Below are 18,083 nucleotides of genomic sequence, written 5' to 3' on the forward strand. Positions count from 1 at the left end.
AAAGGAGTATCGATATGAAAAAGAAAATAACAGCAGTACTGCTTGGTGCAGGCGCCAGAGGCGGCGTATACGCCCGGTATGCGCTGGACCATCCGGACGAATTTCAGATTGTTGCCATTGCGGAGCCGGATACTGCAAAACGGGAAGCCATGAAAAAAACTCACAAAATACCGGAAGACTCCGTATATGAAACATGGGAACCACTTCTCGAACGGCCGCGTTTCGCTGACGCAGCGCTTATCTGCACAATGGATCAGATGCATACCGGGCCCGCGGTAAAAGCGCTGGAGCTCGGTTACCATGTGCTGCTTGAAAAGCCCATGGCGGTACGCGAAGAGGACTGCCGCCGGATCGGGGCGGCCGCTGAAAAAAACAAACGGCTTTTAAGCATCTGCCACGTACTCCGCTACACTCCGTTTTACAGCGAGATCAAGCGAATCATAGACAGCGGACGTCTCGGAAAGATTCTGGCAGTGCAGCAAATAGAGCACGTGGGCTACTGGCACCAGGCTCACAGTTTTGTCCGCGGCAACTGGGCAGACGATACCACCTCCAGTCCCATGATTCTTCAGAAAAGCTGTCACGACATGGACATTCTTTCCTGGCTGACAGGCGGTACCTGTACAAAGGTCTCCTCTTTCGGATCCCTTACACATTTCAAACCGGAAAACGCACCGGCTGGCGCGCCCTCCCGCTGCCTCGACGGCTGTCCGTCCTCCGGTTCCTGCCCCTACTACGCTCCCCGCTTCTATCTGGAGCATCCAAAGGCAGTTTCAGACGGTTTCGTGTCAATGGTGACAACGGAACCGGGAAGGGAAAAACTGATGGAAGCCCTGCGCCATGGACCTTACGGCCGCTGTGTCTATCACTGTGATAATCATGTGGTAGATCATCAGGCTGTCAATCTGGAATTTGACAATTCCGCCGTGGTCAGCTTTATCATGACTGCCTTCACTGAAGACTGCAACCGTACCCTGACACTGATGGGTACAAAAGGCCAGCTAACCGGTGACATGAACCGCAGCGAAATTCGTTTTCACCTGTTTGGCAGTGCTGATGAAGAGGTCTGCTGTCCGCAGCTTCCTGACGTATCCGCAGCCTACCATCATGGAGGCGGTGATTACCGCCTTATTGAAAACTTTGTCGCCATGGTGAGGGAAGGTGATTTTACCAAAAATAAATCGTCCGCGCAGCAGAGTCTTCAGAGTCATCTGATCTGTTTTGCGGCAGAAAAGTCGAGGTTAACGGGCAAAACCATTGAATTATCATTTGAACAGGAGTAATGCTTATGACTGATATCCCCTTTGATTTTCCGGAACTGACTGCGCAGGCCCGTGAAGCGGCAGCCTGCGCTGCTAATCTGGCTCCCTGGTCCATTTTAGAGGCATGGAGGCTTTTTCATACGGATCTGCCCCGTTTTTTCCGCGCTTTGAATGCAGAACCGGATTCCAGCCTTTTATATCTCTTCTATTACCTTCAATTTACCCGCTTCGCCTATCGGAAATACCAGGAACGGAAAATTCCGGAGGACGTGTTTTATCATACGTTTTCTGACATCGGGCGTTGGGAAAAGGTATGTTTTGAACATACCGGAGCTCACGGTCTGGAAGAGTACGAGTGGCTGTCGCTTCATCTTCGTCTGCAGCTTTTTGCCCTGGGCCGGCTGCAGTTCCAGCCGGTCTGCTGCCCCTGGGATTTACCGGCAGTATACGGGATCCAAAAGGGAGATCCTGTGTTAAACGTCCATATCCCTTCCGGCTCCAGACTGACCCCTTCTGCATGCGAGGCTTCTTATCAGCAGGCCGCCCGTTTTTTCAGCATGCAGCCGGCCGTCTTTATCTGCCATTCCTGGCTTCTCTGTCCGGCTCTTAAAAATCTTCTGCCATCCGGTTCCAACATTCTTCAGTTTCAAAATGAATACACAATAACAGGCGTTGATGCAGAATCCCGTCAGGCAGAAGAGCGAATATTTGGTTGTTTGAAATCCTGTCCCTCGGAATATCCGGAGAACAGTTATCTGCAAAAAAGTGCAAAAACCTGGCTGCTCTCGGGAAACCCGCTCCCAGCCGGCTATGGCGTCAGGCGTCTGTTTTCATAATCGGCCTGCCGCAAAGGAGAAGGAGACTGCATTCCGTCCGCCGTTTCACACCGGCGCATAAGAATGCAGTCTCCTCCCTGACTCTACAGAAGCGGCGACAAAAGTCTGCTGCACTGCTCCTTCACCCGAATCCACAAATCTCTCGACGCATATCCCTCTCTGGTTATCTCCTTGCAGAGCTTTAGGTCCTCCAGAAAGATATTTTCCAGTTCCTTCGTCGTCTCCTCGTCGTAAATGACCGCGTTGACTTCAAAATTCAGTTCGAAGCTTCTGATGTCCATATTGGCGGTTCCATAGGAGCATACGCGGCTGTCCGTCATTACGCCCTTGGCATGGAGAAAGCCGTTCTCATACGTATAGCATCTGGCTCCCGCCGACAGCAGATCGCCCACATAGGAGTAGGTCGCCCAGTAGACGAAGGGATGGTCCGGCTTACACGGAATCATCAGGCGAACGTCCACACCGGACCTGGCAGCCATGGAAAGTGCGGATAGAACGGCATCGTCCGGAACAAAATACGGCGTCTGGATATAGATGTGGTCGCGTGCCTTTGCAAAGAGCCGGATATAATTGTCTCTGATCTGCCTGCAGCTGGCGTCCGGGCCGCTGGCTATGATCTGAATTCCCAGCGGATGAATCTCCGGACTGATCTGATCCAGTCGGAATAAATCCGTACCGGTCTCAAAATATTTCATATCTTTAAACAGGTTTTCTCCTGCTGCATAGTTCCAGTCCAATGCAAAACGGATCTGAAGGCTCAGCACGGAACCGCCTGTCAGCTTTAAGTGAGTGTCTCTCCAATATCCGAACCTGGGATCTCTGGAAATATACTCGCGGCCAATGTTAAATCCGCCCACATAGCCGACTTTATTGTCAATAACCACGATTTTCCTGTGGTTGCGGTAATTCATTCTCAGCTGAAGCCGTCCCAGCACAGGCGGAAAGAAGATTCCTACCTTCACACCGCACTGTTTAAGCTCCTCCCATTTCTTTTTCGGCATAAAACGGCCGCCCATACCGTCACAGAGAATACGGACCTCCACACCGGCTCTGGCCCGCTCGGCCAGAATGGGACTGATGGAATCAAAAAGCTCGTCATCCTTGATGATATAATACTGCATATGGATAAAACGGGAGGCTTTTCTTAACTCGCTCCGGAGATCCGTATACTTCGCCTCCCCGTCCGTAAAAATACGAACCGTATTATCGACGGTCAAAACTGCTCCCGACGTCTCTAAATTGTACAGCACCAGATCCTCATAGTCCCGTGACAGATGGGCTTCCAGGCTGCTATCGTGTGTCTTTAAAAACTCCTCCTGGCCGCGCACGGTAAAATAGACCCGGTCCTCCACCTCCTTGACCCGGAACATCTTGCTCTTCCCCAAATCCTGTCCCAGAAGAAGGTAAAACAGAAATCCAAATACCGGAATGAAATACAGAACCATCAGCCAGGTCCAGACAGATTTCGGATCGCGCCTTTGAAAAAATACAATTATGATTGAAAAAATCAGATTGATGTAAATTAAATGCTCCATGATCCACGACCAGACGGCTGTGACCGCCATCCATGCTGTCTCCATATGAAGTCCTCCTTTTTTACTGTTCCCCTGCCGGCCTTTTCCCCTTCCTTATTCTTCTTCATTCTTCCCCGAAATAATCCATATCAATCGTATAGATCAGTCGTTCCATCTCTTCCAATGTGGTTATTCCCGCCAGAACCATTTTAACGGCCTCTTCCTTCAGAGTCGTCATCCCGTGACGGTGGACTGCATACGCTTTCAGCTCCTCCTCATTTCTGCCCTCTGAGATCATGCGCTTCATCTCTGTGTCCACACTTAAAATCTCATGAATGGCAATGCGGCCCTTGTATCCCGTTTCATTGCAGAGATAACAGCCCTTTCCACGGCGCAGGCGCACATGTTCCCCAGGGTCTGCAGGCCTTCCATACAGAATCTTCACCTCTTCGGGCCTCGCCTCATATTCTTCCTGGCAGTAGGGACAAACCTTTCTCATAAGCCGCTGGGATATAATTCCGGCAATGGATGCCGCTGCCAGATATGCGGGAATCCCCATATCCATCAGTCTCGTAACCGATGACGCAGCATCGTTTGTATGGAGCGTGGAAAATACCAGATGGCCTGTAATGGCGGCACGTGCTGAAATCTCGGCAGTCTCCGGATCTCTCGTCTCTCCGATCATGATAATATCGGGATCCTGCCGAAGAATGGAACGAAGCCCTGTCTGAAAGTTTAATCCTGCCCTCTCATTTACCTGTATCTGGTTGACCTTCGGCAGATTACGCTCCACCGGGTCTTCTATTGTAACAATATTCACGAGGCGTCCGCTTAAATACTGAAGAACAGAATATAATGTGGTTGTCTTTCCGCTTCCGGTCGGCCCGGTAAAGTAAATGATCCCGTGTGGGACCCGCAGCAGCTGTTTCATTCTCCGGTAGTTATCACCGGACATGCCAAATGCGGCGCTGCGGTCAATCGGCGTATTCGTCGTCAAAAAGCGAAGCACGCCTTTTTCACCATAGACGGTAGGAACGAAGGATACTCTGACGTTCATCTCCCTGCCGTCCAGTGTGATTTTGAAATGACCATCCTGGGCTTTCCGTTTCTCGGCAATGTCCATGTTCGCCAGAATCTTGGTGCGTGCCACGATACCCTGATGAATTGCCGGAGAAAGCGTCATGTATGGAATCAGCATTCCGTCGCGCCTCATACGGACAACCGTTTCATTTTCGTAGGGCTCGATGTGAATATCGCTGGCGTTTGTATTATAGCCCTTCAAAAGCAGGCTGTTTAACAGGCGGACGATGGGCGCCTGGTCCTCATCGGAATTCACCATCAGATTTTCCGCAAAGGTTCTGGAAAATACGGCGTGCTCGCTGGCCAGTCTCGCCGCTGCTCTGGCGTCAATTCCTGAATAATTCAACTCGATTGCATGACGAATCTGAGTCCGTTCCGCAAGAATCAGCTGAATTCTCATATTGGTCACCAGACGGATATCTTCCAGCGCATATAAATCCAGCGGGTCCGCCGTCGCCACGGTTAAGCCGCTTCCCTCCATGGATACGGCCATAACCGTATATTTTAAGGCCAGCTGCTTGGGAATTTTCTCCACGGCACGCTCATCGATATGAAAAAACTCCAGATCAATGACTTCGAGTCCCATGCCGCGTCCCAGCACGTCTAAAAGCTCCCGCTCCGTGATATATCCAAGATCTGTCAGGACCTCCGCCAGACGCCGGTCGTTCGTCCCGGCTTTCAAAAGCTTCAGCCCTTCGTTCAGCTGTTCCTTCGTGATGGCTCCCTGTTCCACCAGCACTTCTCCAATGTGTATGCCTTTCATTCTCTCAACCTCAAACCGTATTTTCAATCAAATACTATGCCATGGGAATAATCCGGATCTTTGTAGTAAATATAAAGGGATTTCCCGGACATTCCTGCCCCGGTCTCCAGATCACGGCGGATTATCTCCCTGCTGTTCAGCTCTAAATTAACTAATTTTACCACAGAGTCTGCGGAATATAAAGTCGTATTCTTTTGATTCTTCCACGTAATCCTGTACTTTAAGGCCGGTGTGTTATCTTCTGAGAAGGCGGAAAGAATCTGACAGAAGACCGTTCTCTTCCGGTAAAATTCTTCTTCGCATACCGGCTCCCCGTCACAGTAAATCCGGCCCTCCTCTGAAAACAGGATTTCATGGCCGAATTCCTCTCCAGACAGCTCCTCTCTGCTGATCACCAGACTGTCTGCACAGGCAATCCGGTCCTCCAGATAGTCGATGACCACCTGTGTCGTTCTCCTCAAATCGTCGGTGGAGGCGCTCGTTTCAAACATGTTTCCCGTATAGGTATACATCCGGATCAAAAAACTCATGAGAATAAATGCAATTGTCAGGGATACCATCAGCTCTGTCAGCGTCATTCCCCGTTCATCTCTCATACGCTCATTCCATTTACCGCCCACGTTATCCCTCATTCCCCGGCTCCCGAAACCGGACCAATCACTTTCAGTGTGACCGGCTGTGTTTCTCCCTTGCCGGACTGCGGCAGACCATATTCCATCATTACCGCATCCATGGAAAATGTCGTTTTATCTATGATAAATTTCAGTTTTGTTTCCTTCGTTCTGAGCGGTTCCCCTCCCAGCTCCACACGTTCCAGGGCAGTCATATACTGGTTTCTCATCACAGTTCCTTTACCCATAGAGGCATGGGCCATTCCCAGACACTTTAAAAATATGGTAACGGCGATCAACAGAATCGTCCACGCGGCCAGGGACTCCACCAGAGTAAAACCATTATCTGCGTTTCCGGCCCCTATGCCCCTAATGCGTCCTGTCAGATTCCAATGCTTTTTGAAAACATTACGTTTCATGATTTTCCTCCCTTCTGCGCTTCTCCCCGCTCATATCCCAGGACAGCCCATGGCTCCTCCTCCGACTCCGGACTGTGTTGAAGATAAACCGTCATAATTTCGGTACTGCCGCCCTTCCTTGCCTCGGCAGTCAATATCAGAAGATCCTCGTCCGGCATATAATAGCCGGTCATGGTACAGCTTCCCATCGTGGAATCCAGCTGGAACTTGATCTTGGGGATCGGATACCCGGTATCCGGTTTATCTGTCGGTTTATCCGTCGGTTTATCGGCCGCTTCATCGGGCGGGGCAGCTTGGGACTCTGAATCCGGTTCGTCTTTCAGATATACCGAAATTTCATCCAATAGCACATCCCGCAATTCCCCTGATCCGCTTCCTGTAAAATCCGCTGCCGCCGTCTGCACGATGGATCGCGCTGTTAAATATGCCTGTCTGTCATTATATTCTCTGAAACTCTGCCTGTAATATGCCGTAGAGGCAAACAGTATGGCGGTCACCAGAATCATCAGAACCAGAACCATGATTACGACCCAGCCAAGCACATATCCCTCTTTTCCATTTTTCTGCCCTGCCATTTATCTACCTCACTTCAGAGTCTCGGTTCCTCAGCGTTCTTTGTTTCATCGGCGTTTTTCAGTTCCAGCATAAAGCAGGTAAACGTCATGGACAGTGTCTCATTATCTCCCGTTTCATCTGCCTCCCCGTTCATCCCGGCGTCCTTATCCTCCATGGCTTCCCCGGAATATGTGGTCACGGAAATCCAGTCCCTGTCGTATGCCCAGTCCAGCAGGCGGTATAACTCCTCCATCGTTCCCAATGCCTCCACATGAATGTCCGCCCTGTGGATATGGTATCCGGCTTCCGTCGTCTCCTGTTCTTCCAGAACCGAAACAGATTCAACCTTCATCGTCTCGGGAACTATCCCAAAGGAAGTCAGATACTCTGCCAGCTCTGAAATCAGCACGGAATTCGTGCGGTATGGCAGATAGTCCTCCGTATTTTCACCAGCCATGTCCTGTTCCCTGCCAATCTCTTCCTCCAGAGTTGATTTTCCCGTAAGGCTGTCCTCGCTTTCACGTTCCTGAAGCTGCAGGATTTTAAGTTCCGTCTCTGTCCTTACCCGCCTCATTTCGGCCGGCTGCTCTACCAGATAGTAGCCTCCCGTTAACAACAGAAGAACTGCCGCTATATAAACCAGAATCTTTTCTCTCTGCGTCAGCTTTCTCATGGTTTCCTCCTCATTCCGGTGTTTTCAGCATACATGCGAGCTGAACATAATACCAGTCATCCTTTTCCTTTGTAACCGGATTGACATTGGTAAATCCGGAATATTCCACCGTTGAAAACAGTCCGCTCTCTTCCAGTTCCCGCACATAATCAGTTATTTCCTCATACTTCCGCGACTTCCCGTCAAACCGCAGCACACCCTGGGTATATTCCGGTTCGGAGAGTTCCAGCTTCCCCGCTGCTGTGCCGAAGATATACGATCTCACAGCGCTGTTCATCTCCGGCATCTTTGCCGCCTCTTTCTTCACCGCACTCTGTCCGGCCGTCAGGATTCTCAATGAGGCCAGTTTTTCCTTTAACTGTTTTTCCTCCGCCAGCGCCTCTTTTCTTTCCTTTACCGAAAGGCGTTCTTCCAGAATCTGTATTTCTTCCCTCATATTCCTCACGGCAATCTCATTTCTGACTGCATTTCCCAGAAAGACTGTGATCACTGCCGCAGGCAAAAGGCATGCTGCAAGAAAATGGGACTTCTCTTCCTCCCCGCGTCCTGCCTTCTGTTTCGCCGCTCCAATCAGGTCCAGAGACTTTCGGCTTCCCAGCAGACTGCCTGTGACATACATATACTGGTCCATGGAGTAGTTTAGGCCTTCCTTCACCGTAATCCAAGATTCCGGTCCGGGTACTGTCACCGCAATGTCCTCATTGTTCACAATCTCCGGGATCAGGCTGTCCACTTCCTCTTTCCCCAGTCCGCAGAGACAGACAAAATCCAGTTCAAATTCGTCTCTCTGCATCTTACAGAAATGGATTACCGACCGTATCACCTTCACCATCTCTTCCAGACTCTCCGAAGTCCCTCTCTCATCGACCAGGCGCATCCGGTTCGTATACGCATAGACGCCGTCGATGTAGAGCGATGTCATCATATTTCTTCCATCTGCTACTGCCATAATAAACGTCTTATTCCGAAACGACGGCAGAAAATCAACCAGGCTGTTCAGCCCATCCACTGCGACGTCGATCGCTTTCAGCTTCATCCCGCACTCGGAAAACAGAGTCTGGTACTCGTGAATCACGCTTCGTTTCATCGCCACACAGAGGATGGTCCGTCCTTTGTGATCCCTGTTTTTCTTTCTGACTATGCTGTAATCGTAGACGTAGCCATCCTTCTCTGACGGCAGAATCAAATCGGAAAGCTCCCTTCGGACCAGTTCCATCATCTGGCAGCGGGGCAGCCGCGGAGCGCTCAGCACTTTGGTGATAATCTGGTTCCCTCCCATAGTTAAATACACGTGTCTGCGGTATTTCCCATACCGCTTCCTGATTCCGTTCAGTACCTCTTTTACCGCAGCCTCTTCTGTCACAACGTCGTTAATTAAAGCGCCTTCTTTTAAACGGACGCTCAGGCAATCCATAATCTCTATCGTTTTCCCCGACCTTCCAAGCACAGTTCGTATCTCATTTTCCCCTAAATAGACTGATAATCTCATATGTGCCCTCCTGTTTAAGGCATTATCCGATGCTCTGATAGTACTGGTATATGGGAACCATCACAGACAGCATCAGATAACCTATGATAACTGCCATGATAATAATCATCGTCGGCTCCAAAAGCGACAGCAGCCGCTTGATTGCTGTCTCTGATCTTATTTCAAAGGAATCCGCAGTGCGCTTCAGCATGGCCTCCAGATTACCTGACTCCTCCCCTATGTAAACGCTGTGTATGAATTCCGGGCATAGTTCACGAATCTGAGCCAGGGAATCCGAAAGAAGCATGCCGTTTTTCACATCCTCCATCACCTGGCAGAGCCGCTTCTTCATATAACGGCTGCCCAGCGCATCGGCTGTGAGTTCCAGGGCGTTAATAAACGGAACGCCTCCGCCGTACAGGAAACTGAAGGTCCTTGCAAATCTGCCTGCCATAACCATCTTAAGGAGTGTCCCGATACAGGGAATATGAAGGATCATTTTGTCCCTCCACACCGCTGCCCCATGGCGTGTAAAGATTCCGGCCAGAATCGCAGCGGCACAGCCGACAGCCGCAGCAATCTCCGTAAAATGATTTTGAAGCCCAATACTTACCGCCATTAGTACCTGTGTGGAAACCGGTATTTTCTCCATCGATTCGAACAGTTCGAAAAAGCTGGGCAGTACCGTTGTGAATAAAAGGATCACCACCACGGCAACCGTCAAGAAGAGAAAAGCCGGATAAATCATGGCAGTTCCCACCTTTTTTCTCGTCTCATCTTCCTTTTCAAAGTACTCTGCCATCTTGCCGAAGGCGTCTGCCAGGCTGCCTCCCGCCTCTCCGGCGCGTACCATGCCAATCAGGACAGGCGGAAATACTCCGTCCTGCATCTCCATCGCCTGGGATAAATCCATGCCGTGCAGGATCATATGATAGAGTTTTCCATAAATCTCCTTTAAATCTTTTCTGGATTCCCTGACACTGATTAAATTCAGAGCCTGTGCCAGCGGAATCCCTGAATTCAGCATGACCGCCATTTCACTCATAAACCGTGCAAGCAGGCCACAGCTGAACGGGCGCTTTCTGACTCTTCCACGTTCTTCTTTCAGTTTCACCGGATACAGTCCCATACCACGGATCTTGATCCATGCCTGATCACGGTCCTGAGCCTGAATCTTCCCTTTCATGCGCCTGCCATTGATGCTTTTCGCAGTATACTCATAATCCGCCACAGGGTCCTCCTTTCTCTCACCGTAAAAATCCCAGATACCAGGCCAGCAGCTGATCCCCATACAGCAGGGAAAGCACCACACCCACCGCCAGAAACGGACCGAAAGCAAAATGGTCGCTGCGTCCGGCTCTGCGTGTTGCCAGCAGCCAGATTGCATAACAGCCGCCGGTTACAACAGAGAGAAACCCTGCTGCGGCAACCCGCGGCCAACCGAGTATCAGACCACAGACTGCCATCAGCTTGATATCACCGCCGCCAAAGCTTCCCGGAACAGCAAGCGTCATGAGAAACATGGGAAAACTGACTGCCGCACCTCCCAGCGCCCTGCTAAAAAGAGAAATTCCGGACTCCGCGTCGAGAGACAGAACCGCAGGTATGAGAAGTGCGGCCGTCATACGGTCAGGAATATGCATGGTCTTGAAATCCGTATATGAAATTGCAGTCAAAATCAGGCATACCAGCCATATCATGACCGCGCGGAGGCTGAGTCCGCCGCAGTGATGCCAGGATAGACCCGCCAGAAAAAGGGCCACCGCAGCTGCGACGACCCTCCCGGGAATAATTCTGCCCATATGCTCCTCATTCTTCATACGTAACGCCCTCTCCTCCGGTGATTGTAATCTTCTTCCCATTTTCCGGAGTATACTCTACTTCCTCAACCTTGTTTCCATCCAGTGTTATCGTAAAGTGGCTTCCGTTTTCCACATCATTTCCAAGAAATGCCTCCACTCTGTCCATGTATTTCGATCCGTCTTTTCTGGTATAAACGGTGACCGAGGCGGCCGCAGTCCCATCCTTTGACGTCTCCAGCTCCAGTGCTGCGGCCTGTGCCGCCACATAGACATTCCTTGCCTGGGAAGTATACGACTTCTTTCTGGCATCACTGATAAAACCGCTCATGGTCGGAATGGCAACCGCCGCCAAAATCGCAATAATTACCAGAACTGCAAGAACTTCTACCAGTGTAAATCCTTCTCTGTTTTCTCTCACGTATCTCCAATTTCTCATCCCTGGTATTCCTTTTCATTTTCTGTCACGGACTTCAACTTCGGTATCATTTTTTATCTCAATTTCGTAATTTTTCACATCATAGATGATACCGCTTACTTTACTTGTCGTCCTGTCATAATTGATCAGCCGGATCTTCCCGCCTTTCGTGACGCTTCCTTTCAGTATCTCGTACAGGGCATTCTCCTCACTTCCTACCTCCGGGTAAAAGATCTCTTCATACATCACGAAATCATCGATGGTTCCGTCGGCAATCCGTTCAATGACATATGACTGCATGGCAGCTTTAACCATATATGCCTCTGCCACATACGACTTTTTCTTAGCATCATCGATAAACCCGTTCAGCACCGGAATATTGGTCGCTGCAAGAATCGCAACGATAGCCAGAACCGTAAGCGTTTCTATTAAGGTAAATCCCATATCATCTTTTTGCATACGTTTTCGTGTTCGATTCTTCCAATTAAATAAACTGATTTTTTTCTTCATTATAGTAATAGCCGATCAAGGCCAGTCCGCCTGTTATCTCTTCCATATTAATACCAAGTGACAAGCAGCAGTCCTCCAGGGACGGGTAATAGTCGCGAAGCTGGGTATTGAGAAAACTCAGCAGCATGACCGGATCTTTGGGTATATTTGCCATTTCCGATTCTCCTGTTCTGTATCAATGCAATTCATTCTAGCATATATTATCAGTATTTTCAAGAAAGGCCTGTACGAATGAAAAAAGTCGTGATACAATCGTTTTCAGCATCATAACAGGAGGATATCCAATGAAAAAAATACTAATGCTCGGTACCGGCGGAACCATCGCCTGCAAACGCGGAGAATACGGCTTAAAGCCCCTCATATCCTCTGACGAACTTCTCTCATACGTTCCGGATGCAGCACAGTTCTGTCAGGCGGACAGCCTTCAGATTCTCAATATAGACAGCACCAATATGCAGCCAAAACACTGGCTTGCCATGGCGGAAGCCATCGAGACACATTATGAGGAATACGACGGCTTTGTAATCTGTCACGGAACGGATACCATGGCTTATACGGCGGCCGCCCTCTCCTATCTGATCCAGTCTTCTGCAAAGCCCGTTGTCATAACCGGTGCCCAGAAGCCCATCGATATGGAAAACACGGATGCCAGGATCAACTTGTATGACAGCCTTCGTTTTGCCAGCGACGACCGCGCATGCGGCGTCACCATCGTCTTTGACGGTAAGGTGATTGCCGGAACCCGTGGGAAAAAGGAGCGGACGAAGAGCTACAATGCATTTTCCAGTATCAATTTTCCTTATATTGCCATGATTCAGGATGGCCATGTCATCTTTTACCTGGATGAAAAGGAGCATTTAACGGATCACGTGCATTTTTACCACACGCTGAATCCCAACGTTGCCCTGCTGAAACTGATTCCTTCCATGGGGGCCGATGTTCTGGATTATATGGCGGAGCATTACGACGCCGTCATCATTGAATCCTTCGGCGTAGGCGGCCTTCCGTCCTATGACAGCGGGGATTTTTACAAAGCCATCGAAAAATGGATCTCTCTCGGCAAGACCGTCGTCATGACTACCCAGGTGACCAATGAGGGCAGCAATATGTCCGTTTACGAGGTCGGTCGCACCATCAAAAAGGAATTCGGCCTGCTGGAGGCTTACGACATGACACTGGAAGCCACCGTGACAAAGCTGATGTGGATACTGGGACAGACGCAGGACGCACATGCTATCCATGATATGTTCTATACAACAGTAAATAAAGATATTTTATGGCGGGGTTAAGATCACCCCGCCATTCTTTTGCTGTGACTTTCTGTTATAATTTTTAATTATTCGGGATATGCAATCAGCTGGTTTCCGTTTTCCGCCACATCGATCACAATTGTATTCCCCGCTCTCACTTCATCTCCCAGGATGATCTTAGCGGCCAGTGTCTCCACATGCTTCTGGAGATACCGTTTCAGCGGACGGGCTCCGTAAACCGGATCATACCCCCGGTCCACCACAAACTGCTTCGCAGAATCCGTCAGTTCAATCTTCAGTTCCTTATCCCCAATCCGTTTGTTCAAATCCTGGATCATGAGATCGATGATGCCTGCAATGTTCTCTTTCGTAAGAGGCTTAAACAGGATAATCTCATCCAGCCTGTTCAAAAATTCCGGACGGAAATGGCCTCTTAAGTCATTCATAACCATGGCCTCGGCCTCCGGCGTTATGCTTCCCGTCTCATCGATCCCATCTAAAAGGTACTGGGAACCAATGTTTGAAGTCATGATAATAATTGTATTTTTAAAGTCTACGGTTTTACCGGTTGAATCGGTGATTCGTCCATCATCCAATACCTGAAGCAGGACATTGAACACATCCGGATGGGCCTTTTCCACCTCATCAAATAAAACGACCGAATACGGTTTTCTGCGGACAGCCTCTGTCAGCTGACCGCCCTCATCGTAGCCTACATATCCTGGCGGCGCCCCGATCAGACGGGATACGGAGTGCTTCTCCATGTATTCGCTCATATCGATTCTGACGATGTTATTCTCATCATCAAACAGCCTCTCGGCCAGGGCTTTCGCCAGCTCCGTCTTACCCACACCGGTAGGTCCCAAAAACAGGAAGGAGCCGATCGGCTTCGTGGGATCCTTGATCCCGGCCTTGGACCGGATAATGGCCTCGGTCACTTTTTCAACCGCCTCATTCTGTCCAATGACTCTCTTATGCAGTTCTTCATCGAGATGAAGCGTCTTATTTCTCTCGCTCTCCGTCAGCTTTGCAACCGGAATTCCTGTCCATTTGGAAACGATCTTTGCGATCTCATCCTCCGTCACATTCTCATGTACCAGACTCAAATCCTGGCTCATGACACGTGCTTCCTCTTCCTCCAGTTCTTTCTGAAGCTGAGGCAGTTTTCCGTACTGCAGTTCAGCCGCACGGTTTAAATCGTATTTCTGCTTGGCATCCTGAATCTCCCGGTTTAAATTCTCAATCTCTTCCCTCAGCGCCGATAAATGTTCCACTGAGGATTTCTCATTTTCCCACTGGGCCTTAGAAACGGCAAATTCATCATGCAGCTCCGCCAGTTCTCTCTGAAGTTCAGCCAGACGGTCCTTGCTTAAATGATCCGTCTCCTTTTTAAGAGCTGCTTCCTCAATCTCCATCTGCATAATCTTTCTGGAAAGCTCATCGAGTTCGGCAGGCATGGAATCCAGCTCTGTCTTAATCATGGCACAGGCCTCATCGACCAGATCGATCGCCTTATCCGGAAGGAACCTGTCGCTGATATAGCGGTCCGAAAGGGTTGCCGCCGATACCAGAGCCGAGTCCGTGATCTTAACACCGTGATAAACCTCGTACCGTTCCTTTAAACCACGAAGGATTGAGATGGTGTCCTCCACCGTTGGTTCAGCTACCATAACCGGTTGGAACCTGCGTTCCAGCGCCTGGTCCTTCTCAATGTACTGACGGTATTCATCCAGCGTCGTAGCACCGATGCAATGAAGCTCACCCCTGGCCAGCATAGGCTTCAGCATATTGCCGGCATCCATGGATCCTTCCGTCTTGCCTGCTCCTACAATGGTATGGAGCTCATCGATAAACAGAATAATCTGTCCGTCGCTCTTCTTCACCTCATCCAGAACGGCCTTCAGTCTTTCCTCAAATTCACCGCGGTACTTGGCTCCCGCCAGGAGAGCCCCCATATCCAGGGCAAACAGCTTCTTATCTTTTAAGCCCTCAGGCACATCTCCGCGCACGATACGCTGCGCAAGGCCTTCCACAACTGCGGTTTTACCGACACCGGGTTCACCGATTAAAACCGGATTATTCTTCGTCTTTCTGGAAAGTATTCTAACCACGTTACGAATCTCACTGTCACGGCCGATCACCGGGTCCAGCTTCTGGTCTCTCGCACGTTCCACCATGTCATACCCATACTTCTCCAGTGTGTCGTACGTAGCCTCCGGGTTGTCGCTCACCACCCGCTGATTACCGCGGACCGTCGACAGTGCCTGAAGGAAGTTCTCTCTCGTAACTGCATAAGAACGAAACAGCTCCTTTACCATTCTGGAAGGCTGTTTTAACATGGCGAGAAACAGATGTTCTACAGAAACGTATTCGTCCCCCATGGCTTTCGCCTCATCCTCGGCGCTGATTAAAACCTTATTCAAATCATTGCTGATATAGAGCTGGCCTCCGCTCACCTTCGGCAGCTTCTCGATCGCCTGAGCAGTCTCATTGATAAACTGCTCCTTCTGAACGTTCATCTTTGTTATGAGTTTTAAAATCAGGCTGTCTTCCACGGTTAAAAGGCTGTACAGCAAATGTTCCTGCTCAATCTGCTGGTTTCCATATTCATAGGCCAGCTTCTCGCAGTTCTGCACCGCCTCAAGTGACTTCTGTGTAAATTTATTAATGTTCATATTATCCTCCTTCTCATCCTATCCGGAGATACAAAGCATTCGTTTTAATTGTTCTATATGTACTATAACAGATGTTTTATGTGATGTCAAGAAATATTTTCCCTGTTACTGCTCTTACATTAATCTTACGTTTTTTTCCGTTATGTTGTCTTTTGAATCCCTATCCTTTATAATTTACTTAGCAGTTTATGAAATATCTGTTGCCTCACAGGAAAGGAGACGGAACGAATGAAATCCTGTTCTCATAAAAGAAAAATAAAAAGCATTGCCGCTCTCGCCGCCTGCTGCCTGTTTGTCAGCGCGGGGATCGGAGTATTCCCAAGTTTTGCCCATACCCCCGACGAATCCCGCTTTTTAAATGGGACCTGGGAAAAAGACGATCACGGCTGGTGGTTTGCCAATAAGGGAAATCCCGCCTATTTTACCTCCACCTGGGCAGAATATCAGGGCTATTCTTATTATTTTGGTGCCGATGGCTATTTGGTTACCGGCTGGAATTATATTAATAACCACTGGTACCGCTTCAATCCGGAAAAAGGAAGCCATGAAGGAGCCATGATGACAGGGTGGATCTTCGATCCTGATTATAACGGCTGGTTTTATACCAACCCCTCCGGCATCCTGGTCACCGGCTGGAATAAAATCGGCGGAGAGTGGTACTACTTTAACCCGGATTCCGACGGAACGATGGGACTCATGGCCGTCAATCAGGTGATCGACGGCTATTACGTAAATTCTGATGGAAAAATGAATGAACCGTAGACTGTAACATGTATAGGAGCATTCGAGATTATAAAACGGGATTGGAATCAAACTGCATGACATATTTTCCCTGATGTCCTGAGTGATAATTCCAATCCCGTTTTGTTATGCTTCCAACTGTTATACATACAGAGACACGCTTCCACTGCACTCTTATGAAACAGAGACAGCACGTCTTTCGAGCCCGTGGAAACGCAGAGAAAAGACTGCAGCCCGGAATATCCAGTCAATAAACATTCCGTACCATACCCCCATTACTCCCAGCTGAAACACCCGCACAAAAAGATATGCAAATGCAATCCGGAACACCCACATGGAGAAAACCGAAACTGCCATGGTAAACTTTGCATCGAGAGATGCCCTGAGTGTGTACGGTATGGTAAATGCAAGCGGCCAGACGACCATGGCAATACTGTGGGCTGTAATCATCTGCTTTGATATCGCAGATGCCTCCGGCGACAGCTGGTAAATCCCCACCAGCTGCCCTCCAAACACAATCATCACCGTGCACAGAACAAGGAGGATCGCATAGTTGATGCCTGTCAGCTGACGCGTATACTGCTTGGCCTGTCCCTTCTCGCCGGCGCCTATACACTGCCCTACAATCGTGATCAGCCCAAGCCCAATTGCATTTCCCGGCAGGTACAGCAGGGTAACCAGATTTGATGCAACTGCATAGCTTGCAATGGCCGCGGTACCCAATGATGAAACGAGACTCTGTAAAGCGATTTTTCCAAACTGGAACATTCCGCTCTCCAGACCATTAGGAATACCGATAGATAAAATATTCCTGATCATATGAAGGTTTGGCCGCAGTTCACTCAGCCGGTTAATTCTAATGATGTTATCCGGCTTCTGAATCAGACAGACCATCAGCACAGCCGCCACCATCCTGCCTGCCAGCGTGGGATATGCCACACCGGCAACCCCCATGTGAAGTCCAAAGATACAGACTGCATTTCCTACTACATTGATTGTATTCATCACAATAGAGATCACCATGGATATCCTGGAATTCCCCATGGAGCGAAACAATGCCGCGCAGGAATTATAAACGGCGATAAACGGATAAGAAAGAGCTGTAATCCCAAAGTATATCACCGCGTCATTCATAACTGCTGTTTCCACTTTTCCAAACACAGCCCCAAGTAAATGGCGGTTACCGATTAAGGCCGCCGTGGTCACGACCAGAGACAGTACGGTTGTAACACCAACCAGCTGACCCGCTGCCCGGCAGGCATTTTCCGATTGCTTTTTTCCCAGATACTGAGCTGACACCACTGCTCCCCCAGTGGCAAGCGCCGCCAGAATCTGAATAATCAGCACGCTGATGGAATCTACCAGGGAAACTCCTGACACGGCCGCCTCACCGACTGCCGCAACCATCATGACATCGACCATGCCCACCAGTACGGCCAGTATCTGCTCCACGATCAGCGGAGCCAGTAATTTCGTTAAATCCTTCCTTGTAAACATGTTTCTGCCTCT

Annotated in this window: 18 protein-coding genes; 4 read left to right on the forward strand and 14 right to left on the reverse strand. The window is 49.5% G+C overall.

Features of this window, described 5'->3' with window-relative positions; all coding sequences use genetic code 11:
- The first annotated feature begins 14 nt into the window (after positions 1 to 14).
- Positions 15 to 1,283: a Gfo/Idh/MocA family protein gene (locus tag NE473_RS07635; RefSeq protein WP_022030314.1), complete on the forward strand. Its 1,269-nt coding sequence runs from the start codon at positions 15 to 17 to the stop codon at positions 1,281 to 1,283.
- Between the two features lie 5 nt (positions 1,284 to 1,288).
- Positions 1,289 to 2,098, forward strand: coding sequence for an acyltransferase domain-containing protein (locus NE473_RS07640; RefSeq protein ID WP_055650754.1), 810 nt, complete (start codon positions 1,289 to 1,291; stop codon positions 2,096 to 2,098).
- 83 nt (positions 2,099 to 2,181) lie between these two features.
- Here the strand turns inward: NE473_RS07640 and cls are convergent, their stop codons facing one another.
- The 12 genes from cls to NE473_RS07700 are packed head-to-tail and all read right to left on the reverse strand — an operon-like array spanning position 2,182 to position 12,062.
- Positions 2,182 to 3,678 (reverse strand): cardiolipin synthase, encoded by a 1,497-nt coding sequence (cls, locus tag NE473_RS07645; RefSeq protein WP_006770965.1) that lies wholly within the window; start codon positions 3,676 to 3,678, stop codon positions 2,182 to 2,184.
- A gap of 58 nt (positions 3,679 to 3,736) precedes the next feature.
- Complete coding sequence (locus tag NE473_RS07650; RefSeq protein ID WP_022030311.1) at positions 3,737 to 5,455, reverse strand: GspE/PulE family protein; 1,719 nt, start codon at positions 5,453 to 5,455, stop codon at positions 3,737 to 3,739.
- A 23-nt stretch (positions 5,456 to 5,478) separates the two neighbouring features.
- The gene (locus NE473_RS07655; protein WP_055650753.1) at positions 5,479 to 6,087 is read right to left on the reverse strand and encodes a PilW family protein; all 609 of its coding nucleotides are present in this window, start codon (positions 6,085 to 6,087) and stop codon (positions 5,479 to 5,481) included.
- On the reverse strand, positions 6,084 to 6,485 hold the full coding sequence (locus NE473_RS07660; RefSeq protein ID WP_006770968.1) for a prepilin-type N-terminal cleavage/methylation domain-containing protein: 402 nt from the start codon (positions 6,483 to 6,485) through the stop codon (positions 6,084 to 6,086). The genes NE473_RS07655 and NE473_RS07660 overlap by 4 nt, the downstream gene beginning before the upstream one ends.
- On the reverse strand, positions 6,482 to 7,060 hold the full coding sequence (locus NE473_RS07665; protein WP_006770969.1) for a hypothetical protein: 579 nt from the start codon (positions 7,058 to 7,060) through the stop codon (positions 6,482 to 6,484). The genes NE473_RS07660 and NE473_RS07665 overlap by 4 nt, the downstream gene beginning before the upstream one ends.
- 14 nt (positions 7,061 to 7,074) lie before the next feature.
- On the reverse strand, positions 7,075 to 7,713 hold the full coding sequence (locus NE473_RS07670) for a hypothetical protein (RefSeq protein WP_006770970.1): 639 nt from the start codon (positions 7,711 to 7,713) through the stop codon (positions 7,075 to 7,077).
- A 10-nt stretch (positions 7,714 to 7,723) separates the two neighbouring features.
- Positions 7,724 to 9,202 carry a type IV pilus biogenesis protein PilM gene (gene pilM, locus NE473_RS07675; protein WP_055650752.1) on the reverse strand — a complete coding sequence of 493 codons (1,479 nt, stop codon included), beginning with the start codon at positions 9,200 to 9,202 and terminating at the stop codon, positions 7,724 to 7,726.
- Between the two features lie 22 nt (positions 9,203 to 9,224).
- On the reverse strand, positions 9,225 to 10,412 hold the full coding sequence (locus NE473_RS07680) for a type II secretion system F family protein (protein ID WP_242866170.1): 1,188 nt from the start codon (positions 10,410 to 10,412) through the stop codon (positions 9,225 to 9,227).
- Between the two features lie 16 nt (positions 10,413 to 10,428).
- On the reverse strand, positions 10,429 to 11,001 hold the full coding sequence (locus NE473_RS07685) for a prepilin peptidase (RefSeq protein ID WP_055650750.1): 573 nt from the start codon (positions 10,999 to 11,001) through the stop codon (positions 10,429 to 10,431).
- A complete protein-coding gene (locus NE473_RS07690) occupies positions 10,991 to 11,419 on the reverse strand; it encodes a prepilin-type N-terminal cleavage/methylation domain-containing protein (protein WP_055650749.1) in 429 nt (142 codons plus the stop codon). Before NE473_RS07690 ends, NE473_RS07685 begins: the two co-directional genes overlap by 11 nt.
- Positions 11,420 to 11,434: 15 nt before the next feature.
- Positions 11,435 to 11,857: a type II secretion system protein gene (locus NE473_RS07695; protein ID WP_055650748.1), complete on the reverse strand. Its 423-nt coding sequence runs from the start codon at positions 11,855 to 11,857 to the stop codon at positions 11,435 to 11,437.
- Positions 11,858 to 11,882: 25 nt separating this feature from the next.
- Positions 11,883 to 12,062: a DUF4250 domain-containing protein gene (locus NE473_RS07700; protein ID WP_006770976.1), complete on the reverse strand. Its 180-nt coding sequence runs from the start codon at positions 12,060 to 12,062 to the stop codon at positions 11,883 to 11,885.
- A gap of 130 nt (positions 12,063 to 12,192) precedes the next feature.
- On the opposite strand from NE473_RS07700, the gene NE473_RS07705 reads away from it, so the two are divergent.
- Complete coding sequence (locus NE473_RS07705; RefSeq protein WP_006770978.1) at positions 12,193 to 13,197, forward strand: asparaginase; 1,005 nt, start codon at positions 12,193 to 12,195, stop codon at positions 13,195 to 13,197.
- 47 nt (positions 13,198 to 13,244) lie between these two features.
- Here NE473_RS07705 and clpB read toward each other — a convergent pair whose 3' ends face one another.
- Entirely contained in the window at positions 13,245 to 15,833 is a 2,589-nt protein-coding gene (gene clpB, locus NE473_RS07710; RefSeq protein ID WP_055650747.1) for an ATP-dependent chaperone ClpB, read from the reverse strand.
- Positions 15,834 to 16,061: 228 nt separating this feature from the next.
- Between clpB and NE473_RS07715 the strand changes: the two genes are divergently transcribed.
- The gene (locus NE473_RS07715) at positions 16,062 to 16,595 is read left to right on the forward strand and encodes a DUF4179 domain-containing protein (RefSeq protein WP_055650746.1); all 534 of its coding nucleotides are present in this window, start codon (positions 16,062 to 16,064) and stop codon (positions 16,593 to 16,595) included.
- Positions 16,596 to 16,748: 153 nt separating this feature from the next.
- On the opposite strand, the gene NE473_RS07720 is transcribed toward NE473_RS07715, so the two are convergent.
- Positions 16,749 to 18,071, reverse strand: a complete 1,323-nt coding sequence (locus NE473_RS07720; protein ID WP_006770982.1) for an MATE family efflux transporter — start codon at positions 18,069 to 18,071, stop codon at positions 16,749 to 16,751.
- Positions 18,072 to 18,083 lie beyond the last annotated feature (12 nt).

Source organism: Hungatella sp. SL.1.14, from assembly GCF_024460495.1.
GTDB classification, from domain to species: Bacteria; Bacillota; Clostridia; order Lachnospirales; family Lachnospiraceae; genus Hungatella; species Hungatella hathewayi.